This is a genomic window from Clostridium sp. FS41 (genome assembly GCF_000954015.1).
In the GTDB taxonomy this organism is placed as follows: Bacteria; Bacillota; Clostridia; order Lachnospirales; family Lachnospiraceae; genus Enterocloster; species Enterocloster citroniae.
Map to the genome: position 1 here is coordinate 40731 of NZ_JYHN01000071.1, position 25764 is coordinate 66494.

Here is a 25764-nt window from a genome sequence, read left to right on the forward strand (position 1 = left end):
CACAGAGGATTAATTTATGGAAAACAGGAATTTTGCAGGCGATCTGCAGATAAGCAAAGTGAATAAATGGTATCCTGGTGATGTTCATGCTGTTAAGGATATGGACATGGAAATAAAGAAAGGGGAATTTATAGTATTTGTAGGCCCTTCCGGATGCGGAAAGACAACACTGCTGCGTATGATTGCAGGACTTGAGAGTATAAGCAGCGGTGAGGTCGTTATGGATGGCAGGATTGTGAACAAGGTTCCGCCAAAGAACCGCGATATTGCCATGGTATTCCAAAATTACGCCCTTTATCCCAATATGAAGGTAAAAGATAATATCGCATTTCCCCTTAAAATGCAGCACATCGGAAAACAGGAAATAGAGGGAAGGGTAGCAGAAACAGCCCAAAAGCTGGAGCTGGATGCTCTGCTTGAAAGGAAGCCGGGGGCCTTGTCCGGCGGTCAGCGCCAGCGTGTTGCCCTTGCGCGGGCCATGATAAGAAAACCCGGACTTTTTCTCATGGATGAACCGTTAGCCAATCTGGATGCGAAGCTCCGCACAGAAATGCGCCGGGAGATTATAACGCTCCAACGGGAGCTGGGGGTAACCACCATATATGTTACCCATGATCAGACGGAGGCAATGACGATGGGGACGCGCATTGCCGTGATGAAAGGCGGTGTTCTGCAGCAGTTCGGAACACCGCAGGAAATATACAGAAATCCGGCAAACCTGTTTGTTGCAGGATTCATAGGCTCCCCCAATATGAATGTGTGGGACACAGAGCTTATTTCAAATAACGGACAACATTATCTGACCCTGGGAAATGCCCGTATTCCAATGGATAAAGGCGGTCTGACCACAAGAGGACTGCAGGGGCCTGTTAAGGCCGGTATCCGTCCGGAACACATTGTGCCGGCTGCACCGGACGAGCCTCATGCGGTGCGGATGAAAATCAGCATTTTAGAAAATACCGGGCGTGAAGTGGCGGTTTTCCTCACCGGGGCTGACATACCGGATATTACAATGGTAACAGGCGCGGATTACTCAGGCCAGGTCGGGCAGGAGGCATATATTCGGTTAAAGCCGGAAAAGATACATCTATTTAGTACAGAGACAGGATATGCATATGGAGATGTTTATGTATAGAATATATTCAACAGGGATAGAAACTGCGGCTGCATCAATGATACTGATACCGATTCTTTTTTTATATCAAATATTTATTTTCCACAACATAAAAAAGACGGCTGCCTATATTATTTTAATTTTATATTTGACTGCAATGTGCTTTTTGGTGGGGGTTCCCAGTGTGACAGGGATTAAAATCGGTTGGTCTTATAATTTTATTCCTTTTTATGGTATGCTGAACGATATAACCAACAGCTATCTGAATGTTTTACTTTTTATCCCATTAGGTATATTTGTTCCATGCTTATGGCCCGAATACAGAAGCATGATGAAAACAGTGGGCTTGGGCCTGATGACATCACTGGGTATTGAAATACTGCAGATATTTACCTTTCGCGCAACCGATATAAATGATGTGATAACGAATGTGGCAGGTACAATGATAGGATATTTAATAGGCAGATTGATTATTAAACGGTTTCCACAATTAAACTGGCTTGGCTGCAAGGAACGTGAGTTATATCTTTTATATGCAACGGTTGTCGTAGTAATGTTTTTTTCCCAGCCGTTTATTCAGTTTGTATTAGGTAATTTCTCTTTATAGGGAATTGCCTGGCAGTACAGGAGATGTTACAATGATAAAAAACAAGGAAAGAGGGAAACACAAGTGTGTAAACCGTTTAGGGAGGCAGTATGAAAGGATTCCATCGACAAGGCGGTGGGTTGGACGAGTCTGTAATTCAGGAGCTTCAGGAGAAGGGGCATCAAATCAGACGGATATACGATGCCGGTCGTATGCTATTATGTAAAATCGCAGGATATTTATCTGATTGTGGACGGTTTCCACCGGTATCAGGTGATGATGGATCATCCGGATATCTACGAGAGAGAACAAGGATTGCTGCCGGTTTCTGTCATTGAGAAACCGATTGATAAACGTATGGCCAGCACCGTTCGCCATAACAGGGTACGAGGCACTCACGATGTGGATCTGATGAGCAACATCGTAAAGGAACTTCATGAGTTTGGGCGATCAGACGCCTGGATCTCAAAGCATTTGGGAATGGATAGAGATGAAATTTTGCGTCTCAAGCAAATTACAGGTCTTGCCGCTCTATTCAGGGATATAAAATTTGGAGAGGCGTGGTGCCCTGTAGAGGAAGAGACGAAAAAAGAGTAAATAATATTAATGAGTGAAAGTAATAAACGCCCTTTGGCAGAAAAATAAGTGATGTTCTGCAAAGGGAATCAGATATTAATTATGGAGGTATGCTTGCAAATGGATAAATGGTTCACGATTGATCAGATTGATGAAGATACATATATTATCAGCGAATACCGGCATTGGGAGGAGACGCATTGCTATCTGTTAAATGGCTCCAGCCGCAGCTTATTGATTGATACGGGTCTGGGAATCTGCAATATTTATGATGAAGTAATGAAGCTGACAAATAAGCCTGTTACGGCTGTTGCCACCCATATTCATTGGGATCATATTGGCGGCCATAAGTATTTTCCGGACTTTTATGCCCATGCGGAAGAATTGAGCTGGCTGAACGGTGAGTTTCCTCTGACAATAGAAACAATCAGAGAGATGGTGGCAGACCGCTGCGATTTACCAGACGGTTACGATACAGGTACTTATGAGTTTTTCCAGGGGACGCCAACAAAGGTACTGGAGGATGGAGAGAACATTGAATTAGGCGGACGGAATATACAGGTATTGCATACACCGGGCCATGCTCCGGGGCATATGTGTTTCTGGGAATCAGACAGAGGTTATCTGTTTACCGGAGACCTGGTTTACAAGGACACTTTATTTGCCTATTATCCGTCAACAGACCCGGACGCATACCTTGCTTCTCTTGAAAAGATTTCGGAGCTTCCGGTCAAAAAGGTTTTTCCTGCGCATCATAGTTTGGATATTCAGCCGGAGATTTTAATCAGAATGAGAAATGCGTTTAGGCAGTTACGGGAAGATGGTAAATTACATCACGGCAGCGGTACATTTGACTATGGAGATTGGGCAGTATGGCTATAAAAAGAAGGAAGCAGTATAATTTCATTTAGTTGTGTGCTATACAAAAGGATTTATCAGAAATAAAGAACAGCTATAGATTGAGGAGCGTTTATATGAAGTATGTATGTACAGTTATATCGGTAGCGGACATCAGCGCCGCAAGAAAGTTTTATGAGGAACTGTTCGGGTTAGAGGTCTACCAGGATTACGGAAGGAATATCGCTTTTACCTGCGGTCTGGCATTACAGCAGGATTTTGACTGGCTGGTAAGTATACCAAAAGAAAAGGTATTGAAGAAATCCAACAACGCGGAGATCGTCTTTGAGGAACAGGATTTTGACGGTTTCCTGAATAAGCTGAAAGCATACTCGGACATTGAATATTTGGGAGAAGTCATTGAGCATAGCTGGGGACAACGTGTAATCCGGTTCTACGATCTGGACGAGCATCTCATAGAGGTTGGCGAGGATATGAAAATGGTGCTCAGGTGTTTTCTGGCGTCAGGTATGACTATGGAAGAAGTCTCTGTGAAGATGGATGCTTCTATTGAGGATTTGACCAAACTTCTGAATACCTAATACGTGGTGAAGGAATAAACTAGTGGAAAGTTGAGAGGTAGGACAATGGATTCAGTGGAGAAAATAAAATATTTCTATGAAACTATCATATCTGAAAATCAAATTGGAAAAGTAGCAGAGTTTGTCCATGAAAAATGTTGTGTGAAAATGGGAGAAAGACTGATTCCAGTTGGCGTTGAAGGTATGAAAGAACACATACAAGCAACAAAGCAGACATATCCCGATTATAAGATGAAGATTATTAAGCAATTTTGTGATGGTGATTATGTCATCTCTGAATTTGTAATGGAGGGTACACATAAAGGTGAATGGCTAGGAATGAAGCCAACCAACAAACGATTGGTATTTACTGGCATTAATGTTGATAAGGTAGTTGATGGGAGGATTGTGGAGCATGGAGGTGCAGTAAATACATTTGAAACTTTATTTGAAGCAGGTATGATAGGAGCAATATAATTTTGAAACGTGAAATCGAAAAATAAGAATAGGGGATAATTTCCCCACTCTTATATATTACGAAATTTGTAAGAGGTCAATTTATGAATATCGAGTATAAGAAAACAAAAGTTTTTACTGCGGCAGAGTTGCAAGGATTGTTTTTGTCTGTCAAATGGGAATCTGGAAATTATCCAGAAAAACTTGTTCGTGCAATGCAAAATTCCTCTCATGTAATTTCGGCATGGGATGGAAAGAAAATAAGAAGTTGTGTGGCTTGAAAATTGTAAGTTGCTTTTATGCGTTCTTGGCATAAAAAGGTGTATTTTAAATTGAAAGGATGGGCGGGTGCTAATGAAAGAAATCATCAACTTCATTGAAGCGAATGTGGATGGCAAAACGCTGTTTACAAAGGAATTAGTTTACGAACTTGAAAATGGTGCGTTACAGGGCGTTTACTCAGATCAAATATCTTTCTCTAATCTAAAATATTCTCAGAGCGGATTTCAGTTGGATATGTTTATTGTATCTAATGAGAAGATATGGCTCATGGGAAAGGATGGAGAACGTGAAAAATTGCGAAAAGATTTCAGCAGTGTATCCCTGTTCCGATTTGAACTAGCGGAGCGAAAAAGCACCAATAGTTTGACTGGCTGTTTTCGTTTCATTTCAGCATCAGGGAAAAATGTGGCAGCAGAGGCTATCGTAAGTGGGATTTATGATGTGCATCTTGAAAATGATGTGCTGAAGTTATCGGAAGATCAGGTCTTGTATCGGGATCAGCCGATACAAGAAGGGCATTTTAAGCCTGTTGCATTTCAATCGGAACATTGTTTTTATGTTAAGGCTAATAAGCTACACTATGAATACAACGGCAAGTGTTTTGATGTGGACTCAAAAACTATGCGGCGTAACGATAGCTCCGATACCTTTCCTCCGTTTATTTCAATCGAAAAGTAAGAAATGACGAATCAGTTTGACAGGAGCGCAGAGATGGATGTTAAGAAATTTTGGAATGCAGTTTTAGGGCAAGGTGCAGATAAGATCCGGCCTTATTTCAAGTAAACAACCTATATAAATTGGCATTGCATCATTGAGCATTTTTCCGTTGAAAAGTTGAATCCAGAATTTCCCATGAAATAGTCGAAGCGGTTGCGATTCTGACGCATTTGGCTTATAACAATTTAACAAATCGGGATTTTCAGAGGTGAATGGAATGATTCATTTGGAAAAGATAAATGGCGAAAATGTCTGGGATATTCTAAAGTTAAAAGTCTCAGATAGTCAGAAATCTTTTGTTGCTGGCAATGATATCAGCATTATTGAAGCGTATGCCACTATTACATCCAACGGGTATGCTTTTCCGTTTGGCTATCATATGAGCCAGAGAACACGGTTGCCAAATCGCTGTATGTCTCTTTTGGATTTATAGAAACCGGAGAAAAAGATGGAGAAGAACAGGTTGCCGTATTAAAGCTCTAAGACAACTTCAGGCTTGTCGGTGAGTAACACAACAGAGATCTGGATGGGCATCTTATAGAGGTTGGAGAGAATATGAAAGTGGTGGTCAAGCGTTTTCTTGATTCCGCCCTGACGATGGAGGAAGTCTCTATGAAAATGGATGCTTTTATTGAGAATGTGACAAAACTTCCGAATAACTAATATGTGGTGGAGGAATAAACAAGTCGATATTTGAAAGGACAAAAGTAAAAATGATTTCTTCAATTTATAACAGACGAAGCACACGGAAATTCATTGATAAACCTATATCTCAAAAAGATATTATAGATATTATCCAAAGTGGAATAAAAGCCCCTTCTTCTAAAAATAGACAACCATGGAAGTTCATTGTGATACAAGGAAATGCTAAGGAAGACATGATAAATGTTTTCCGGCTAGGAATCGGGAGAGAAGAAAACGATAGCGCATTGTTACCGCAAAGCAGACAACACATAGCTTCTGCAAAATACACTATTGATATAATGGCAGAAGCACCAATCATAGTCTTTGTTGTTAATTCACTGGGGAAAAGTATTATGGAAGAATTAACAACAGAAGAACGTGTTTATGAAATCTGTAATATTCAATCTATAAGTGCTGCTATACAAAATATGCTTCTCGCCGCGACTGAGAAGGGAATAGGTAGTCTTTGGATATGTGATATTTATTTTGCATATCCAGAACTGTGTAAGTGGTTGGATAGTGACGGACAACTTATTGCGGCTATTGCATTTGGTTATCCAAATGAATTTCCTAAAGAAAGGCCACGCAAGAAGATTGATGATGTAGTGGAGTGGAGAAGGTAATTTGTCAGAATAACAACTTCCAGTTTGCAGAACTGGAAAATTTGAATTGATTTATCTGCAATGAATATGAAAGCAAAAGGACAGAAACCATATGAAAATAACACAAAACTTAATGCGGGTGAAGGAACTTTTGCTTACCCCACCCACATTTTCAGATAATCAGGCCCAACTCTAAAACCTAGCTTTACACGCTCATTTTACGTGCAACACAAACAGGATGCCTGTCTTAATCGGCAGACAACTTAATGAGTCAGTGCTTTGGAGAATAGGAAAGCCGCCCAAAGGCGGCTCTCTGTTCTCAGCATTTTACAAAATAATAGAACTCTATGTCATCTATCGTAATCCACACATATGGATTACCCAATATGTCCCTTACACCGTTTACAACCTGTGTAAAAGCTTCATGGAACTCTTCATAACTTCCAACCTCCACTGGATTCCATATGATTATAAAGTTCGCGGTCAGCCCGTCCAGATCGGGTCCCCGTTTATCTCCACAGAGGAAATAAGATTCGCTTAACCATGCGTTTACATATATGCCTGTACTCGCGTATACTTTTTGGGCAGCTTTTCCCCAAATCTTAACCAGAATGTTCTGAGTGACGATTTCCGGTATAAGTCCCGCAATGACAACGGTATATCGTTTTGTACGCATATGAATACCCTTTTTTATTAGTATATTCAGCATACAAAGAAAAAGTTATTGGCTATGGTTTCGCAGCCAGTTTATGGCATTTGATGCGTAAAGTGCACTGCCTAGGGAAAGAATCTCCTCATTAAATACAACGTGGTCATTATGCATCGGTTTGCCGAATAGAGGATTTTCCTCTGGGGTTCCGGCGCCTATTAACATATAGCAGCATGGCCTCTCATAAGTATAAGAGGCGAAATCCTCTGATCCCATACCGCCTTGTGTAAACAATACTATTTTATAAGGCTCATAGCATTCCTTCATGTAGCTGGCAAGCTCCTTGACCATTTCACTGTCGTTTTGCAGCGGTGGTGCGGAAGCAATTTCTTTCACACAAGCTTGTCCGCGAAAGAGAGAAGCTGTCTGAATGGAGATTTCTTCAATTCTGTCAAAGATATATTTGGATATCTTGCAATCCATTGCACGGATGGTTCCCTCCAGAATCACATCTTCAGGGATGATATTTGGAGCTTCGCCGGCAGAAAACCTGCCAATGGTAAGTGCGGCAGGCTGGGTGGGGGCAATTTCTCTTGCGATGATTTCCTGAAGAGACAGATAAATATGGGCCGCAATATTGATGGGGTCAACTCCGGTTTCCGGCATTGCGCCATGGCAGCCGGTACCTTTTATATGAATCTGAAATAAAGTACATCCTGCCATGCAGGTGCCTGAACCACACATAACCGTTCCGGAAGGAATGCCGGAAACAATATGGAAAGCAATGCCTGCATCTACATGGGGGTTTTCCAAAACACCGGCTTTTAGCATCGCCTTTGCACCTGTGAATCCCTCTTCGTCAGGCTGAAATACCAGTTTTACGGTTCCCACCAGATCCTGCTGGTATTGTCTTAATAATTTAGCTGCTCCCAAAAGCATGGCTGTGTGCATATCGTGTCCACATGCATGCATAGAGCCATTTTTGGAGGCAAAAGGAACAGGAGCCGCTTCCTGAATGGGCAGAGCGTCCATGTCTGCTCGAAGAAGGATGGTTTTGCCCGGTCGTTTTCCTGATATCGTGGCAACGACAGCACTTTTGCATAGTTTCTGAGGGCAATACCCATACTCTTCTAATTTGTTAAAAACAAACGACTGGGTTTTGGGTAAGAGCGAACCTATTTCCGGATATTGATGCAGAGTTCTTCTGATTGATGTAAGTTCCGGTTTCAACTGCTTTGCAGAATCAAAAATTGGTTTCATATTAATATCCTCCGGATTCATAATGATTGTATTTTAAGAATATGAAAATGAGTTCGCTTTGCACGTTTCTGTCCACTGAGGGTACCATAAAAATAATGAGAAACCATATGATACATAAAAATAAGAGAGGAAAGTGTCTGGAATAGTATGTATAAATAGTACGAGTTGTATACTTGTCTGAGCAGGATTCAATCTTCGTAGAGCGGTGCTTGCCGTCTTATGATTCACAGTCCTGTTTCTCGCGTTTGTTTGAACGTTCCACAGTAGTTCTTCTGCCATACTCCTTATCCCGCCCTTTGCTGCCTCTTGGCGGTATGTTAAATATGCGGGGATTATCCTTAAGCTGAATATATACGTTCGACCGTATTTAATTGTTGAGCAGGGAGCAGTAAGTGAATGTGAAAAAAATTGCTTGTTTGCTTTATGCTGCCAATCAGTGAAAGGTTTCTGAAATTCAGCATATACTGTTATCAATACCCTATATGAGGTACCTCATGGCGGACTGCCCTATTAATTCAGCCTCAGAGACCATTGCTGACTTTATCTACCGTTACGGAAGCCGGCAGCAACTTCCTGGTAATTCGGAAGATACTCTCTGTATGGACTTTGTAAGCACTGATTTCAGTATTATATATACCCCGCTAGATGCCGTAGAACCCATATCACTAAGAGAGTTTACCTATTACAGTATCCCTGGACTGTACACACTGTTGGATAGTTCCAGTATGGACGCTTCCGGCATTTTAGCAACCCACGCATCACCTGCCCTGAGCAATCAAGGGAGAGGTGTTATAATCGGCATTATAGACACAGGAATTGATTATACCAATCCCCTTTTTCGCAATCAGGATGGAACTACCAGAATCATAAGTATTTGGGATCAGAGCCTTCCGAAAGATAAAAGTATCCTTCCTACCGGTGTACCCAACCGCTATAATGCCAGCGGGGCAACCTACGGCACAGAATATACGCGGGAGCAGATTAACGAGGCACTGGAATCTGATAATCCTCTTACCGTGGTGCCGTCTACCGATACCAACGGACATGGAACCTTTTTGGCGGGTATTGCTGCTGGAGGAATCCTGCCTAATCAGGATTTTACAGGAGCCGCCCCGGAATGCGAACTTGTAATCGTTAAATTAAAACCAGCCAAACAATATCTGCGTGATTTCTATCTTGTTAGCAGTGATGCTGATGCTTATCAGGAGAATGATATTATGATGGGCATTAAGTACCTGCGCGTGGAGGCATACAGCCAAAGAAAGCCTCTGGTCATTCTACTGGGAATCGGCTCCAATCTGGGCAGCCATGAAGGGACATCTCCACTTAATGTGATGCTTCAAGATATCAGCCGAAATCTGGGAATGGCCACAGTAATTGCTGCAGGCAATGAAACTGGTCGGGGGCATCATTACATGGGCTCTGTACCGATAGGGGAAGAGTCCGTTGAGGTGGAAATTCGAGTCGGGAACGCGGAATCCCAGCGCGGATTTGTAGTAGAACTATGGGCTGCCGCCGCTGATACATATTCCGTTGGATTCGTCTCTCCCAGTGGTGAATCCATAGGCCGCATTCCTATTATAGGCAGAAACGAAACCTCTATTGGGTTCCTCTTAGAACCCACAGTCATTACTGTTAATTACCAGCTGATTGAGACAGGCGCAGGCAAACAGCTTGTTTTTATACGTTTTAATGCCCCTGCAAATGGAATTTGGAGAATACGCGTGTATAATACTCAGTATCTCACTGGGCAATTTAATATGTGGCTTCCGGCCCATAACCTGATTTCCGATGAAACCGTGTTTTTGGCTCCCAGTCCATATACTACCATAACCCTCCCGGGAGATTCTCCCTCTCCAATCACAGTAGGCGCCTACAATCATTTAAATAACAGCATCTACATTCATTCCGGCCGTGGGTACACAATAGGTGGATTGATTAAACCGGATCTGGCAGCTCCAGGGGTTAATGTAAGCGGTCCATCGATAGGGCGCAGGAACCAAGACTTCATTCCCATGACTACCCGAACAGGAACCTCGGTTGCTGCCGCCCATGTTGCTGGTGCAGTCGCTAATCTTTTAAGCTGGGGCATTATAGAAGGACATAACACAGCAATGAGTGAAGCCGCCATCAAAGCTTTTTTAATAAGGGGAGCAAAACGAAATCCAGCACTATCATATCCCAACAGGGAGTGGGGATATGGGGCTCTGGATATATATGAAACTTTTTTACGGTTAAGAGAAATAAGATGAATGAATTATCAAAAGCAGCAGGCCCTCATAATAATAAGAGTATACTAAAAAACAAATAACATGGTAAAGATAAAAGATGGATTGGCACAAGCCCCACAATGGCAAAAGCTTTTTGCTATCGTGGGGCTTGGTTTGTTTATAGTTACTCAGTAGTTCAGTCTATTGCTTATTCTAGATGTTTATCGTGTCTATTTTATAAAAGATATCTTCATTATTTTTCTGTTTTCATTTAGGATAACTACCAATGACTGGGGAATTATATTTGTAAAGACTATATTGATGTAAGGAGCAGGATTTGATGAAAGAAGAAAGTAGATTATTAAGAAGAACAATTACAGAAGAATCCGTTAACAGATATTGCGAATGGCTTTATGGATGCGAAAGGAGTAGAGGGACTATCAGGCAATACAGGCATTATCTGAGATTGTTCATGCAGTATATGAATGGGAAGAGCGTGGAGAAAAGGGACGTAATTATGTGGAAGGGAATACTGAGAGAGAGAATGGCTCCGGTAACGGTCAACAGTGCGCTGGCAGCAGTCAATGGCTTTTTTGCATATAACGCATGGCAGGATTGCCGGACCAAATTTTTGAAGGTAAGCCGCAGTGTTTTTTGCCCGGAAAACAGGGAAATAGGTAAAGATGAATATAAGCGTTTGGTGAAATCCGCTTACGAAAAGGGAGATGAAAGAATGGGTATGCTCCTTCAGACTATATGCGCCACAGGAATACGAGTTTCCGAAGTTCCTTTTATTACCATAGAGGCAGCAAAACAGGGAAGAGCAGAAGTTGAATGTAAAGGGAGAATAAGAACCGTTTTTCTGACTCCTCGTTTGTGTTCTATGCTGTTGGACTACGCAAAGAAAAAGCATATTGATAGCGGAATGATCTTTGTGACTAAAAATGGGAAAGCCCTCGACAGAAGCAATATATGGAGAAATATGAAAAAACTGTGTGAAGGAGCTGATGTATTATGGGATAAAGTATTTCCACATAATTTTCGCCATCTTTTTGCCAGGCTGTATTATGAGCAGGAGAAAAACCTGGTCGGGCTTGCGGATATATTAGGGCACAGTAATATTAATACAACAAGGATTTATACAATGGAGAGCGGCCGCAGCCATATGAGACAATTAGAAAAACTTGAAGTATTGTTTGATTTTTACAACAAATTATCTCTTTTGTTGTAAAGATGTCCGTGCAATAATAATAATTTTACTACATATTTAGAAAGAAGTCTACAGATATTCTTAATAAATATCATAAATATATGTTTTTCGACATAATAAAATGGCCAACTGATTTTTTAAAGGTTGGCCTATTTGCAATGCCTGAATCTGTGGTATTTAAGTTTCTCGAAAATTCTGCCAGTTAGGTTTTCACCTTCTTTCTATTAAAATCTGAAGTGGTTTTACAACAAAAGAGATATTTCGTTGTATATACACGTAATGAGGGGAACATGGCGAGAAGATATCATAGATTTTTTATTACAGTCATGACCGTGTTATTGGCAGGAACATATCCTACACTGAGTTTGATATCAGAGACAGATATGTTGGACGACCGTTTACATATTAAAAGAGGTGCATGATGAGAAAAAGGGAACGCTTAGATTTATTTCCGTCTGCTAACAATGGAAAACGGGGTGAAGTTTGGTAAAGCTAAGGTTTTCCCGCTGGGATGAGATATTCCGGTGGTTTATCATAGATATCAATGATGAAAGGAATATTTGGAATGAGAAGAAGAATAACGGCAATCGCAACTCTTATGCTGTCAATAGGATTTACCGCGATTTTGTTTTTGGTAACAGCACAAGCGGCAGAAGGCTGGAACATGTCGGGGGGAGAATGGAGCTATTATGACCAGAACAACCGGACAGTAACCCTGACCTGGAAAAAGTCAAAGGATTACTGGTATTATCTGTCGGAGGACGGAACCATATTGAAGCATTGTGTGTTCAGGGATAAGGATTCTGTTTACTATGTGGATGAAGAAGGGAGAATGGTACAGGATACATGGATATATGCGGATGCAGGAAAGACTGCCAAAGATGGGTTTGAAGAAGGATGGTACTATTTCGGCGCAGATGGGAAAGGTTACCGGCGTAAGAACAGCAGCTTTAAAAGAAATATAGGGGGCAATACCTACATATTTGACGAAAATGGGAAGATGATGTCGGGATGGTTTGACGAGGATGGCAATCCCATTGAGGATTCAGACACCCCATTTGTTGAAGGGGTTTATTATGCAAAAGAGGATGGAAGGCTCCTGACCGGAGAATGGCTGGATTATGGAGATATTGATGAAGGAATCAGGGGGGCCGACCTGGACAGTGAGGTTGCAGGGAGAAACTACATGGATTATGACAGGATGTGGATTTTTTTTGACAGCCATTCAAAGAAGGTTAAAAGCAATGGAGACCGTCTGAGACAAAAAACCATCAATGGCGCCAAGTACGGTTTTGATGAAAATGGCATCATGATTCCCTGGTGGAGTAAGGTAGCCAGTATCAGCAATGCAGATAAGAGTAATCCCAGCAGCGATGTTTCAGCCCGATATTATTCCGGCTATGACGGTGGCGTGCTTCTGAAAGATAGTTGGTTTTGGATGTATCCATCGGAGAATCTGGATACGGAAGATTATTATGACCAGGAATGCAGCTGGTGGCATACGGATGAAAGGGGCGGGGTATATAGGAACCGTATCCGAAAAATCAATGGGCGTTCCTATGCTTTTGACGGGATTGGCAGGATGCAGACAGGTTTTGTCCTCTTCGATGGAAAGTCTGAGTTTGTAGCCCGGTATGAAGTGGATGACTGGAGCTCAGAGGATTTTATTGAGGGAGCTATATATGGTATTGAAAAGTCGGATTTGTACCTGTTTTCTCCGGATGAACTTAACGATGGCTCTATGCAGATCGGGAAGGATATCGCAGTGGAACTGGAGGATGGGGTGTTTCATTTTGGGTTTGCCTCCAATGGAAAAGCGTTCGGCAACCGGAACCAACTTCAAAAAAAGGATGACATGTACTATATCAATGGACTCCGCCTGGAAGCGGATGAAGAATATGGATACGGGGTTGTAAAAGTGAAAGATGGAGCGGATACCTATTATCAGGTGGTGGATGCCCGGGGAAAAGTGGTTGAAGGAACAAAGAAGATTGTAAAGGATAAAGATGGCGGTTGGCTGCTCATCATCCGAAACCGTTTTGCGGCCTGGTGTGGAGATGAAGATAAGCCAAGGTGGAGAAGAGGAGCGGAAGGGACAGGATTCTACCATTATGATAAGGGAAATAAGGAAGACCACTTTGCCGAAGGGCTCATTGCAGCTGCCGATACAGAGCCTGATATTGACAGCCTGCCGGAGGAAGAACGGCTGAATTTTTAAAAGGAGATGAAAAATATACAAAGGAGATGAAACAAATGAACAGCGGCATACATAGATTCTATAAACGCCTGACCGCCATGTTGCTGGCCATATGCATGATAACAGGAATTGTTTTGGGACAGCCCAACATTCTGTCATATGCATCCACGGAGCTGCAGAATGAAAATCTGGGAGATGGGGCCAGCGAGGCAACTGCATATACATGGAAGAATGGTTCTGTGACTGGCCAGGGAGGGGGAGGTAATTCCTGGCGTTTCGACCTTAGGGGCCTGCAGGCAGGGCAGCATAATTATGCTCAGGCTGGTATTAAAACAACTTACAGTAACGGAGGGTATGCAACCTGGTTTCAGGTCGGGACTAATTCCAAACAGCTGATAGGAGGCAATACAAACGGCGGGGTACAGTCTTTGGATTCCTATGGCATAGAGGTGAAGATTGCAGTATCCCCGAGTCCGGATAATAAGTATGTGTTTGTTGATTACTACGTCTATGACAAAAATGGTCAGGGCGGATTAAATGGCAGGACCATAAGAATGGGAACCGGAACCGATGTTATGATTGGAGGCACCCAGGAAGATGACTATGCAACGGTATATAAAAATGACCGTGGCTTTCATATGGTAAACCAGCATGTCAAGACTACGTTTGACTGCATCACAAACGACAGCAGCCTTGGAGTAACGCCTCCTGATACCAGATGGATTGGAAACTATGGCGCTTGGGGAAGCAATGTGTTTAATGAAGGCGGAGGCAGTTCGGTAAGTGGTATTGACTCGGGGATGGCCTATTCGTGGGAGTTCCAGCTTCATCCATATGAGACGGTTCACAGGAGGGTTGCATTTGCCATCAGAGATACCTCCTATTATGTATCGGACCAGTACGGTCAGGATTCTTCCAACGCAGAAGGAACCTATAGCAGTCCTTTTAAAACCATTGAATATGCGCTTAATAAAATCGGAAATAATAAGGGATATATTTATGTAATGGATTATCCGGAGATTTCGTCCGCTATTGATGTGACGGGAAACAGCCAAAAGGATATTACCATTGCCAGTACGGATTATGACCATGAGGGGCATCCTATGAATGAGGATGGTGATTATATTAGAACCCTGACGCGTGCATCCGGGTATACGGGTCCGCTGTTTAACGTATCAGGCCCCACTTTAAAGTTTACTGACATTGTCCTGGACGGAAACCATGCGGAAAGTCAGGATCCCCTGATATCCGCTTCATCCGGAAAGCTGGAGATTAACAGCGGCGCTGTAATCACTAACTGCAGCGGCAGTGAGTCTGGCCAGGGAAGCGCGGTAAATGTAACGGGAAGCGCGGGACTGTCCATGAATTTTGGAACGGTTTCCGGAAATGTGTCCGCTGGAAAGGGAGCTGTTTATTACAATGGGTCAGGTGCATTTGAAATCAGAAACCGGAATCAGATATCGGACAACACAACTCCGTCCGGGAAGAAGGCAAACGTATATCTGGCTCAGGATAAATATATAACAGTTATGAGCGATTTGGACACGTCCCAGATAGGCGTTACAGCGGAGCAGCTTCCTCTGGCATCACCGGGAGGGATATCATCCCAGCCTAGTCAGGAAGTAAAGATAGCTGTGCCGTCAAGTAGTTATCCGGGGGCTGCAGGCTCCTGCCCCTTTGCGGATAATTTTAAAGCAGACCAGGAGGCGGGGAATTCCGGTGTGTATGTAAGCGCGGGAACGGAAATCCTTGGCAATGGGCGGAATGCAGTATTAAAGCGGAATGGATATACGGTGTCCTTTATATATCGGGATTCTGCCACAGGCGGAACTGTGAATGGTGCGCCGGCAAGCATCCCCCTGTCATATGCGGGAGGAGATGCGGTTGAGGTGAACGCGCCCGCCGCCATTACTGGATACGGCCTTATAGGCGTAACCATTGACCAGGGGACAGGCGGCACTCTGAGCGCCCAGGCAGATGCCGGTGTTGCAGATTTTGGCAAGGTAACGGGAACCATGCCGGGCCAGGATGTTGTTATCACATATGAATATACCAGAAACAGCGGTTCCATTGTATTTGAAGCCAATGGAGGGACGCCGGAGCCTCAGGCTCTGACCGGTTCTGTTGGAGGAAGCGTCAATGCGCTGCTGCCTAATATCAGCCGTTACGGCTACCAGTTTGTGGGGTGGAGTACGGTCAATGACAGGGTGAATCCAGATCTCATAAGCGGATTGCCATCAGAATTCCCGGAGGACCCGGTTACTTATTATGCAATTTTCTCACCGGACAGTAATGTGAAGTTTGATTATACGGTTGACTATGTCAATGCGGATGGTTCCATCGTATTCCAGTCGACCACGGCCGAGGATGCCTACAGCGTGGAGGCCGAGGTTCATTCGGGGAAGAAGAACATCCATGGCTATACCTGGAGTTTGGCAGATTCCTCCACGAATCCGGCCATCTACAATTACGGTGATGGGCACGGGCCCGTTCCGTTCGGAAACTTTAATGGAAATACCGGTGACTTCTCGGGGAAGATGCCGGGGCAGGATGCGGCCGTGAAATATGGTTATCAGGTAGACCGCAGCAATCCAAATGCGAAATCCGTATTTACGGTTAAATACATGACAGAAAATGGTACGGTTGTCCATGCGCCTGATGTGCAGGAGGTTTTTCCAGAGGATATAATTGCGGCGGCTCCGGCGGATGTTTATGGCTTCCGGTACCTGTCAGGCAGCATCACGGCGGGAACTGCTGCAGATGATACGGACGGGCATCTGGTAAGCTCTGTCCAGGGCGGTTTTGACAGCGATGGAAGGTTTACGGGAACCATGCCGAACCAGCCGGTTGAGATAACGTACCTGTATGAAGCCACGGAAGAGGGCTATGAGTATAAGATTCATTATTTGGATAATGGCACGCAGGATGAAAGGCTGAGAAACATTACAGGACCGGACATCCAAAATGTAACAGCGGATACGCCTGTGACCGCTGAATTTAAAAATATGTATGGTTATGTGTTTCAGGATGAACGCTCGGAACCTGCATCTGCGGGAACCTTTGACAGCAGCCATAATTTTAACGGAACTATGCCAAATGACCGTTTGGCTGTCACCTATCGTTATGACAGAGACCCGTCAAAGTGGGCGAATCTGATATACAAGGCAGGAGAACATGGCGTCTTAAGACCAGGGGATGGTATGTCATCGGATGTCGTTACTTTATCCGGAGGAGCTTATAGGGCTTCCGTACTGATAAATGACGGAACAGATGAGGGTGCTGCAGGTAGCTATACATGGAATAACATACAGGAAAAGAATTTGGTTCCTGAAGCAGTTGCAGACACCTATTACCGCTTTGAAGGCTGGTTTATCGACCAGAATGGAAACGGAATCAAGGATAGTAGTGAGGAGCTGCTTTCAGCCGACAGCAGGTTTACAGGTACAACTATCGTAACTGCATACTTTGGAGAAGATCCTGACCAATGGGTTGATATTCACTTTGCAGCAGGAGAGCATGGAACCATAGATGCGGGGGAAAACGTAAATCTCCATATCCAATATGACCGTACCTGGGCCGACATCACGGGAAATCTGCCCGCCTATACACCGGAGGTCAATTATCTGGTAGACGGTTGGTATGATGGCGGAGTGCCTGTGGAAGATGACAGCAGACTTGTGAATGGAAATACCTATACCATACGGTTCTATCCGGACCCGGCCATATTCGGCACGGATGTGAAAGCACCGGATGCATCAGCAGGTATTGATACGCAGGGAAAAGGCAGGATTACAGTCTATGGGACAACCCAGGGATATCAGTATATCATCACGGACATGGAAGGCAATATAATAGATGTGGTACGCGGGAATATATCAGGACGGGTATATTTTGAAGACCTGTATCCTGGTACGCGGTATTTAATATATGAAGCAACAGGTACGACACAGGTACAGACCGGGCGGCCCGTAGACAGTGTGATCGGAATCGTAAGCAGTGCCACTGAGGTTCTGGTCCCGGTAGTGGAGACCAATTACCAGGTTCTTTACGATGAGGAACATGAGGGGAAGACTGTTTTCGTGATTAAGCCGGCGGATACGGATTCCGATTATGCTATTTTAGATAAAGACGGAAATGTGATCACAACTCCTGAGACGGGAGATGGGGGCTGGCAGTCGGCCGGCGGCGGCCAAACGGCAAGCCTGACCTTCTCCGGACTGGATTACAATGAGGAATATGTGGTAGTGGCAAGGCCTCATGGGTCATCCGGCATCACTGCGGAAAGCAAATTGGAAGACGGGACTCACATCAGCACAGATCCGGGCGGCGAACTGGATATTCCCAACTATGTAGTGGAGGCGATTAATGGCCAGATCCACTCTGTTGATGGAGTAGAATTAGATATCCCCAGATATGATGAGGTCCACAAAGGCGATGAAGTGGTGCTTCACGCGGAAGAAACCGATGGAAATGGACAGAATTTCCTGTACTGGAAGATAACAATCGGGGCAGTTCCGGGAATGACAGAAACCATACGCCGTCAGGATGTGGCATTTACTATGCCGGATTCCAACGTGGTCATGACAGCTTATTATGAGCGTGCGGCAGCGACACCCAGCAATGCAACGGTGATGGATGAAGTACGGGGAGGTAATAAGCATGAGATGGCTCTGGACCCCAATGAAATTGAAAACCTGGAGGAGGAGCTTACCACAGACGCGGACCGGACTCTTATGGATGTGAACCATGCAGATGTGACCTATAAAGTAGTATATAAAAAGAATGTGGCAAAGGCGACTGAATCCAATGCAATTAAACGTTCGTCTTATTATGACAGTGACCATGAAGAAGCGTACCATGGAGCTTGGGGATTGAATGTAGATATTGAACGGTATGTGAACGGGCGGAAAGTAGGGGTAGCTTCGCCATCAGAAGCAACATTTAATACATATGTGCAACTGGATAAAGAAGATGTAGACATGATGGACTATCAGCTGTTTGCTATTTCCGAGGATCCGGATGATGGGAAGCTGATCATAGACCCGGTTGCTATGTCTGATAATCCGGAAGAGACCGGCGGTTTGTTTACATTTACGGCTCAGGCCGGAATGAGATATGTGCTTATCTATTCCAGGGCATACAGGATTTATTTTATCAATAATAAAGAAGAACCAAAATACCGCTATTATTTTAAAGTGCGCCGGGGTGAGACACCGAATAGTGGAGACTATTCCTTTGAATACAGCCAAGTGGAGACGCCAATCGATTCATTCATTAATAATGAGGGGATTGAATTTAATTATATTGGCTGGAGTTACCGGGAAGACCGGCTGAAAGAATTTGACCCGGACAAGGAAATCAAGAGAAAGACGTATGTATATGCGTTTTATGATGATAACAGCGGTGAAGTGAATGATGCCAGAAAACAGCTGGAGGATGCAATCAAAGCTGCAATCGAAAAATCAGACGATTACTTCCTGACGCTGAAGGAGACGGAAAAGATAAGGGAAGCCATAGAGGAAGCTATGGATGTATTCGACAGAACGGGCCCCCGGGCAACTCTTGATGAACTTTTGGATGCCCTGGACCGTTTGGAGGAAGCCTGCGAACCTTTCGATAAGATTCTGGAAGACCGGTATGATCATTATGACAAAATCCAGAATGGAGGAAACAGCGGAGGTACATCCGGCGGAGACGGCTGGGGAAGCGGAAGCCATGGCGGTTCAGGAAGCGGTTCGGGAGGAAGCAAAGGCGGATCGAAAGGAGGAGGTGGCAGCGCTAGGTCTGTCAGCACAGGCGGACCTGTCACAACTCCGGCGCCTTATGTTGCGGAAACCAGTAAAAGTTATGTAGTTGGAACCAATGGGAACTGGGAATTGGTTGATGCGTCCAATGATAAATGGGCCTTTGTGCTTAACGGGGGTATACGCCTGACCAGCATATGGGCAAAGCTTGATTATGCCAATGGTGATGTGAATAAGAATGGTTGGTATCATTTTAATGCGAATGGTCTTATGGATTACGGTTGGTTCAGGGATGAGCATATGAACTGGTATTACTGTAATGCGAAAAAAGACGGCTGGCTGGGAAAGATGAAGACAGGATGGCATTATGATGAGGTGGATAAGCATTGGTATTTCCTGGATTTGGTTACAGGCCAGATGGTAATGGGATGGAAGGAAATTGAAGGAAAATGGTATTTCTTTACACCTCAGAATACGGCACAGACATACTCATATGACCGCAGCACCGGGAAATGGGTGTTTATGCAGAATCAGGAAAGGCCGCTTGGCTCCATGTACAGCAATGAGAAGACACCGGACGGTTATCAGGTAGGCGCTGATGGAGCTTTACAATAGCAGGAGGTTTTATGAAAAGGACAAATAAGATTAAGGCATATCTGACCCGTGTCTTGGCCGTGGCCATGGTGATAACCATGGCCGCGCCTCCGGCGCCGGCGTATGCGTTGAGTTACGGGGATCCGGCAGTCATTCGGTTTGATCCCAAGGAGGGGCCGGATTTATCACATTCAAATTACATAAATGTTCCCAGAGATGGAGACCGGATTACGTATGCTGCCGGACAGGCTGGCCATCCACTGGCTGAAGCAAGTGATTTCAATGGAATTGCCGTGGAAAATCTGGGTTCTGGTGACAGGCCGGTACTGCCAATATTTGACGCGGGTTTGAGCTGGCCGGGATATACCTTTGACGGCTGGTATAATGCAGATGGCAATAAGATACTGTATCTGCCCTTTGCGTTTCCTTACAATTCAGCCACGGTGTATGAGGCACGCTGGAATGGTGATGCGTCCAGTCAGTTTGATTTTACAGTCATGCATTACCGGGACCTGGATGAGGACAGAAATGGCAGCATGAATGGAGAAGACCCGAATGCATGGCCCGAAGCCGGTGACGGCCAGATATATAAGTTTTTTGATGATGGAAGCTGGACAACCCGGGTGACGGCCAATACAGCAGTATCTGCCACCTACAAACGGGATATACCGGGATACAAGGTATCTTCTGTACTTATTAAGAACAACCAAACCCGCCGTTTTGATGACGCCTCAGGCCATGGGACGCTGGGGGAGGCCGCGACCATTAATGAGTCTACCCGGTCTGTTCGCGGAAATATGCCCAATGATGACTTGACTGTGGCATACAGATATGAGCCTGACAGTTCAAAGAAATTTGCCCTGCGTGTAGAATATGCAGATGGGAGTGGCCGTGCGATCCGTACTCCGGAAAGCTATCTCTATTCCGCGGAGTCGCAGGTTTCTGCTGCACCGGCACAGATTACGGCTTATACCCTTACCGGCGCTCAGATAAAAACAGGCAGCGGGGATATAGATGATTTGTCAGGAAGAGGGATATATTCGGCGCAGACAGCAGGATGCACATTTGATGCCCAAAAGAACTTTACCGGAAAGATGCCCAATCAGCCGGTAACCGTGGTATATACTTACGAGATTGACCCTTCTTATGTAACCCATGTAACCATTAACCGGATAGACAACCATAACAATGTGCTGGCTGAGCCGGAAACAAGGGAGGTGTCTCCTAATGAAACAGTGACGGTAAATGTAGAGCGAAAAGCCGGGTATACGTATCCGCCTAACATTGGATGGAATGGAACTTTTACCGATATCAGTATGGACCAGACAGCAGCCACGCTGAGTTTTAAAACAGACTTTACAGGCGGCACTGTTACGGTTACCTATAATGAAGATCTGAATGATACAGCACATTGGGCCAGGATTAACTATTACAACAGCGAACATGGAAGTTTGTCAGGAGACAGCAGCCCGCGTTCCTTACGGCTTGGCACCCACTCCATTGATACAATCACAGAAGGGATCACGCCATCTCCTGAACAGCACTATATGTTTAACGGTTGGTATAAAGCCAATGCTTCCGGTACAGGTAAAGTAGGAACCGTGTTGACCGGAGATATTGAACTGACCGGAGACCTCAAACTTTACGCGGATTTTGTGGAAGACCCGGGACAATGGTGTGATATAAGATTTGAAAGCGGAAGCCACGGCTCTATTTCAGGAACCAATTCCATGCATGTGCCGAAAGGGACTCTGTGGTCTCAGATTTCCCTGCCCCAGACCACACCGGACAGTAGCTATATGTTTGCTGGCTGGTTTGATGAAAACGGGAATCAGGTTACGGACTCTAATATGCCGATACTGGCGGATCAGACTTACAGGGCTCGCTTTACACCTGTGGGAGGCGATGATGGAATCCTGTGTATCCCGGACGGAACAGGTAGCATCGGAAGTGGCGGGATGGGTAAGATTGAGATAAGCGGAGCAAATGAGGCGCGTAAATATGCCCTGACGGACAGTGATGGACGGCTTTTGGCAGTGATGACAGGGGAAGAGCTTGGCAGCGGCTGCTTTGAAGAACTGCCGCCCTGTGACAGCTACTATGTGTATGAGATGGCGGAAAGCGCAGCTCCTGTTGTTGGAGACCTACTGACAGATTCAGTAGACCCATCCTTAATAAGTCAGCCGGCCCGTGTCATGGTACCGGCTATTGGAGGGAATTATTCTATAGCGGATGATACGACAGAGGGACGAAAGAAGATTGTTATCCGCCCGGCAGGAGAAAATACTGTGTATGCGGTTCTTGATATGGATGGAAATGTGGTCAGTCAGGATGGGAACGAAGACGGATGGGTAAGCCCGTCCGGCAGTCCGCGGACAGTAGAACTTGCAGGACTTGAACCAAATGTATCCTATATCATCGTGGCCAAACAAGCAGATAACGGCGATGCGCCTTCAGACCGTATGATAAACGGGAGCCAGGTAATGGTAACAGGCACTTCGCAGCAGGATCGTGTGTATACCTTCCGTTTGGTGAACGGAGGTTATGTGGAATCAGTGACAAGAAACGGGGAAGCGCTGGATGTGGAAGAACATACAGATGAAGTCCTGGTAAAGGCAGGGGACCAGATCAGGATATCTGCGGAGGATATGAATCCTTCTGGGCAGTCATTTAAACAATGGGAAGTACAGATTGGTAATTTGCATATCTCATACCTGACCAGAAGAAATCAGACCGTGGAAATGACAGCGGGAGATGTAATCCTCCAGGCCATGTATGAAACGCCTCCTGTAGCGACTGCCTCCAATGCAACGGTGGATTATTCACCCAAAAACGGGATATTTGCCCTGGACAAATCAGATGAAGCACTTCAGGAATTAAAGGAAGAACTGGTTGATAACGATGAGGATAGCACAGCGCTTTCAAACGGGCAGCGGATAGCTTATACAGTTAAGTTCGACCGACACGCACCGGTGGCATCTGCTTCGGAAGCTGTGAGGCAGGAAGTGGATGACGGGGAGAGCGTTAAGACACCATGGAGTTTGGAGATCGGACTTACACGAAAGGTGGATGGAACCAATAAACCACTGGTGGAGGATGCAAATCTGACTCCAGCAATTAAAGCGTTTGGAAAATTAGACACCAGTCTTTTGGAAAATCTGGAATACAGGTTATGGAAAATTAATTTTGGAGAGGATGAGAGTGATACATCCTGCGATGAAGTTCTGATAACACCTGACCCGAATGAGGATGAGAATTTTACTGGAAGCTTTGCCTTTGAAGCTAATATCGGTGATACTCTGGTATTTAGTTATTATAAAGCGTATGAAGTGACCATCATGGATACCGGAAGGGGGCAGGTTCACACATTTAAGGTAAGGGATGGCAGGTCCTTGGATGATACGGAAGACTATATGGATTTAGATATTCACGAAGGCTATACGGATTCCGTTACAGGCATAGCGTATGAGTTCACAGGCCTGTCGAAACGCCAGTCTGGAGGAGGGATGTATGATACTTCAGATCCAGTGACAAGAGATTTGAAACTGTATGCTGTCTATGAGCCCGAAGACGATACCCAGTGGCAGGAAGCAAAAGAAAGGCTGCAGGAGGAGATTAATATCGCCAATGCCCTGAAGAATAATGGGTCTGTAAGCGCAGAAGACAGAGATGCCATTACTGAGGCTGTGGAGGAGGCTGTCGAAGTGCTGAACCGCCTGCCCAGACCTTCGGTTGATGATCTGGAGAATGCCTTTGATACACTGAAAGCACTGGTAGACAGTATTAGCAGTGGCGGAGGCGACAATCCTGGCGGAGGAGACAATCCTGGCGGAGGCGACAATCCTGGCGGAGGAGACAATCCTGGCGGAGGAGACAATCCTGGCGGAGGCGACAACCCTGGCGGAGGCGATAACCCTGGCGGAGGCAGCTCGGGCGGCGGCTCAAAAGGTTCTTCTGGTGGAGGACGTGGACCGGGTAATAGCAGTGCAGAAAACGGTTACCGCACTTATTTGGAAGGAACCGATGGCAGATGGGATAACTTTGACCTGATTAACCATAAGTGGGCATTTGTATTAAACAACGGAGCCTATATCAAAGATAGCTGGGCCAATATACGATACACACATAATGGAAGCAGCCAGATTGCCACATATCATTTTGACAGTGAGGGCGTTATGGACAGCGGCTGGTTCTTGGACCAGAGTACGGACAAGTGGTATTTCCTGTCAGATGTACACGATGGCTGGTTCGGTCGAATGACAAAGGGATGGCACTATGATGATACCGATGGCAGATGGTATTACCTGAGCCCATTCACCGGAGTTATGTTGCTGGGATGGCAGAAGATTGATGGAATATGGTATTATCTAACAGCTGATAACCAGCAGAAGACTTGGACGTTTAACGGGGTATCGAAGCGATGGGAATATACGAACCGGAATGGCCGCCCATTGGGGTCCCTGTATATAAATGAAATGACACCAGATGGATACCAAGTCGATGAAAACGGAGCTTGGATTCGGGAAACACCTTAAGTGGGGTTTGATTCTGCCCTATAGTGCCTAATGGCATTATGGGGCAGAGTTATAATATGCGGCAAGGCGGATAAAGCCATTATCAATGAAGGAAATATGAGAGATAAGGTGACATATATGGAAGAAAGCGAGTTCGTTGCACTGGCAAACACGGATCGTATGAGTGTGTTTCTTATTTGCATTAAAAACAAGCAGGGAGAACTAAGTGGGAATATTATAAATTTTTATTTAAAGGAACCAGTAGAATTTACCGGCATACTGGACTTGGTACTGAAGATTGATATATTATGTGCGAGATTGCATCGGCCAATGGCAACAACAGAGCCAAGATTTTTGAACGCCTACATGAAAGAAGCATATGTGAAGCGGGAACTGGACAGAGAGCATACTCCTCTGAAATATTGTACAAAGATTCAAAATATGAATCGATTTATGGCCTTAGGTACAAGCGCATATGAAACATTGGTAATTGAAATTCATCAACGGCAGTTCTCCAGTATGCAGGGGCGTATAAAAGGTAAATGCAGCAAAGGAAACTATATTTCATTTCGTAGTGCACTGGAGTTGATGAGAATGCTGCGTGAGTATGAGTGTACACGAGGTGTACAGACCGGAAACAAAAAACGCGGGAGAATCTCCGAAAATGAAAAGCGGTGATCTATTCCAGCGAAGGACTATTTTCATATTGCTGGCAGGCAAAGATTAGCTTTAACTTGAAGTTGCTTGAAATATCAACTTAAATGAAAAACTAAATTCCAGTTGTGGACTATTCCAGTAAATTTGCGGAATTAACTTCCACTTTGCACCTTAACAAATTCATATATTTGCCTTATAATGAATCTATAAGCACCCAGTTTTGATGTTTTTTGCATGCCAACGGGGCATCTGAAAATAGTGTGCGAGACTAAATTCCACATGCCTTTGTGCAAG

At 44.7% G+C, this 25764-nt stretch carries 17 protein-coding genes and 2 pseudogenes; 17 read left to right on the forward strand and 2 right to left on the reverse strand.

The genetic code is table 11. The features are described 5' to 3' along the window. Window positions 1-16 precede the first annotated feature (16 nt). The 11 genes and pseudogenes from CLFS41_RS24320 (at window position 17) to CLFS41_RS24360 (ending at window position 6456) form a co-directional block, all read left to right on the forward strand. Complete coding sequence (locus CLFS41_RS24320; protein ID WP_045093768.1) at window positions 17-1135, forward strand: ABC transporter ATP-binding protein; 1119 nt, start codon at window positions 17-19, stop codon at window positions 1133-1135. Then, window positions 1128-1721 (forward strand): VanZ family protein, encoded by a 594-nt coding sequence (locus tag CLFS41_RS24325; protein ID WP_045093769.1) that lies wholly within the window; start codon window positions 1128-1130, stop codon window positions 1719-1721. Before CLFS41_RS24320 ends, CLFS41_RS24325 begins: the two co-directional genes overlap by 8 nt. A gap of 159 nt (window positions 1722-1880) precedes the next feature. Next, window positions 1881-2297, forward strand: a pseudogene (locus CLFS41_RS24330) (ParB N-terminal domain-containing protein); the annotation flags it as partial. A gap of 99 nt (window positions 2298-2396) precedes the next feature. Then, window positions 2397-3158, forward strand: coding sequence for an MBL fold metallo-hydrolase (locus tag CLFS41_RS24335; RefSeq protein WP_045093770.1), 762 nt, complete (start codon window positions 2397-2399; stop codon window positions 3156-3158). A gap of 92 nt (window positions 3159-3250) precedes the next feature. Beyond that, window positions 3251-3715, forward strand: coding sequence for a VOC family protein (locus tag CLFS41_RS24340; protein WP_007871381.1), 465 nt, complete (start codon window positions 3251-3253; stop codon window positions 3713-3715). 45 nt (window positions 3716-3760) lie between these two features. Continuing rightward, window positions 3761-4171 carry an ester cyclase gene (locus tag CLFS41_RS24345; RefSeq protein ID WP_045093771.1) on the forward strand — a complete coding sequence of 137 codons (411 nt, stop codon included), beginning with the start codon at window positions 3761-3763 and terminating at the stop codon, window positions 4169-4171. 83 nt (window positions 4172-4254) lie between these two features. After that, window positions 4255-4431 (forward strand): hypothetical protein, encoded by a 177-nt coding sequence (locus CLFS41_RS29615; RefSeq protein ID WP_227884806.1) that lies wholly within the window; start codon window positions 4255-4257, stop codon window positions 4429-4431. Window positions 4432-4504: 73 nt separating this feature from the next. Continuing rightward, complete coding sequence (locus CLFS41_RS24350) at window positions 4505-5110, forward strand: hypothetical protein (protein ID WP_007871377.1); 606 nt, start codon at window positions 4505-4507, stop codon at window positions 5108-5110. Between the two features lie 256 nt (window positions 5111-5366). Continuing rightward, entirely contained in the window at window positions 5367-5582 is a 216-nt protein-coding gene (locus CLFS41_RS24355) for a hypothetical protein (RefSeq protein ID WP_007871375.1), read from the forward strand. A gap of 86 nt (window positions 5583-5668) precedes the next feature. Further along, window positions 5669-5812: pseudogene (locus tag CLFS41_RS30860) on the forward strand (glyoxalase); the annotation flags it as partial. Between the two features lie 50 nt (window positions 5813-5862). After that, the gene (locus CLFS41_RS24360; protein WP_007871372.1) at window positions 5863-6456 is read left to right on the forward strand and encodes a nitroreductase; all 594 of its coding nucleotides are present in this window, start codon (window positions 5863-5865) and stop codon (window positions 6454-6456) included. A 298-nt stretch (window positions 6457-6754) separates the two neighbouring features. On the opposite strand, the gene CLFS41_RS24365 is transcribed toward CLFS41_RS24360, so the two are convergent. Both CLFS41_RS24365 and CLFS41_RS24370 read right to left on the reverse strand, forming a co-directional pair. Then, on the reverse strand, window positions 6755-7111 hold the full coding sequence (locus CLFS41_RS24365) for a hypothetical protein (RefSeq protein ID WP_045093772.1): 357 nt from the start codon (window positions 7109-7111) through the stop codon (window positions 6755-6757). 45 nt (window positions 7112-7156) lie between these two features. Beyond that, entirely contained in the window at window positions 7157-8344 is a 1188-nt protein-coding gene (locus tag CLFS41_RS24370; RefSeq protein ID WP_045093773.1) for a M20 family metallopeptidase, read from the reverse strand. A gap of 494 nt (window positions 8345-8838) precedes the next feature. On the opposite strand from CLFS41_RS24370, the gene CLFS41_RS24375 reads away from it, so the two are divergent. From CLFS41_RS24375 to CLFS41_RS24400, 6 genes are all read left to right on the forward strand, one after another. Then, on the forward strand, window positions 8839-10596 hold the full coding sequence (locus CLFS41_RS24375) for a S8 family peptidase (protein WP_045093774.1): 1758 nt from the start codon (window positions 8839-8841) through the stop codon (window positions 10594-10596). A 298-nt stretch (window positions 10597-10894) separates the two neighbouring features. Continuing rightward, on the forward strand, window positions 10895-11785 hold the full coding sequence (locus tag CLFS41_RS24380) for a tyrosine-type recombinase/integrase (protein ID WP_045093775.1): 891 nt from the start codon (window positions 10895-10897) through the stop codon (window positions 11783-11785). 544 nt (window positions 11786-12329) lie between these two features. Continuing rightward, entirely contained in the window at window positions 12330-13982 is a 1653-nt protein-coding gene (locus CLFS41_RS24385; RefSeq protein WP_045093776.1) for a cell surface protein, read from the forward strand. Between the two features lie 35 nt (window positions 13983-14017). Next, window positions 14018-20320 (forward strand): hypothetical protein, encoded by a 6303-nt coding sequence (locus CLFS41_RS24390; RefSeq protein ID WP_045093777.1) that lies wholly within the window; start codon window positions 14018-14020, stop codon window positions 20318-20320. An 11-nt stretch (window positions 20321-20331) separates the two neighbouring features. Further along, window positions 20332-24834: an InlB B-repeat-containing protein gene (locus CLFS41_RS24395; RefSeq protein ID WP_045093778.1), complete on the forward strand. Its 4503-nt coding sequence runs from the start codon at window positions 20332-20334 to the stop codon at window positions 24832-24834. A 117-nt stretch (window positions 24835-24951) separates the two neighbouring features. Next, the gene (locus CLFS41_RS24400) at window positions 24952-25491 is read left to right on the forward strand and encodes a hypothetical protein (protein WP_048930684.1); all 540 of its coding nucleotides are present in this window, start codon (window positions 24952-24954) and stop codon (window positions 25489-25491) included. Window positions 25492-25764 lie beyond the last annotated feature (273 nt).

Coding starts and splice junctions, on each gene's coding strand:
- CLFS41_RS24320 (WP_045093768.1), top strand. CDS start 17: ATGGAAAACAGGAATTTTGCAGGCGATCTGCAGATAAGCAAAGTGAAT.
- CLFS41_RS24325 (WP_045093769.1), top strand. CDS start 1,128: ATGTATAGAATATATTCAACAGGGATAGAAACTGCGGCTGCATCAATG.
- CLFS41_RS24335 (WP_045093770.1), top strand. CDS start 2,397: ATGGATAAATGGTTCACGATTGATCAGATTGATGAAGATACATATATT.
- CLFS41_RS24340 (WP_007871381.1), top strand. CDS start 3,251: ATGAAGTATGTATGTACAGTTATATCGGTAGCGGACATCAGCGCCGCA.
- CLFS41_RS24345 (WP_045093771.1), top strand. CDS start 3,761: ATGGATTCAGTGGAGAAAATAAAATATTTCTATGAAACTATCATATCT.
- CLFS41_RS29615 (WP_227884806.1), top strand. CDS start 4,255: ATGAATATCGAGTATAAGAAAACAAAAGTTTTTACTGCGGCAGAGTTG.
- CLFS41_RS24350 (WP_007871377.1), top strand. CDS start 4,505: ATGAAAGAAATCATCAACTTCATTGAAGCGAATGTGGATGGCAAAACG.
- CLFS41_RS24355 (WP_007871375.1), top strand. CDS start 5,367: ATGATTCATTTGGAAAAGATAAATGGCGAAAATGTCTGGGATATTCTA.
- CLFS41_RS24360 (WP_007871372.1), top strand. CDS start 5,863: ATGATTTCTTCAATTTATAACAGACGAAGCACACGGAAATTCATTGAT.
- CLFS41_RS24365 (WP_045093772.1), bottom strand. CDS start 7,111: ATGCGTACAAAACGATATACCGTTGTCATTGCGGGACTTATACCGGAA.
- CLFS41_RS24370 (WP_045093773.1), bottom strand. CDS start 8,344: ATGAAACCAATTTTTGATTCTGCAAAGCAGTTGAAACCGGAACTTACA.
- CLFS41_RS24375 (WP_045093774.1), top strand. CDS start 8,839: ATGGCGGACTGCCCTATTAATTCAGCCTCAGAGACCATTGCTGACTTT.
- CLFS41_RS24380 (WP_045093775.1), top strand. CDS start 10,895: ATGAAAGAAGAAAGTAGATTATTAAGAAGAACAATTACAGAAGAATCC.
- CLFS41_RS24385 (WP_045093776.1), top strand. CDS start 12,330: ATGAGAAGAAGAATAACGGCAATCGCAACTCTTATGCTGTCAATAGGA.
- CLFS41_RS24390 (WP_045093777.1), top strand. CDS start 14,018: ATGAACAGCGGCATACATAGATTCTATAAACGCCTGACCGCCATGTTG.
- CLFS41_RS24395 (WP_045093778.1), top strand. CDS start 20,332: ATGAAAAGGACAAATAAGATTAAGGCATATCTGACCCGTGTCTTGGCC.
- CLFS41_RS24400 (WP_048930684.1), top strand. CDS start 24,952: ATGGAAGAAAGCGAGTTCGTTGCACTGGCAAACACGGATCGTATGAGT.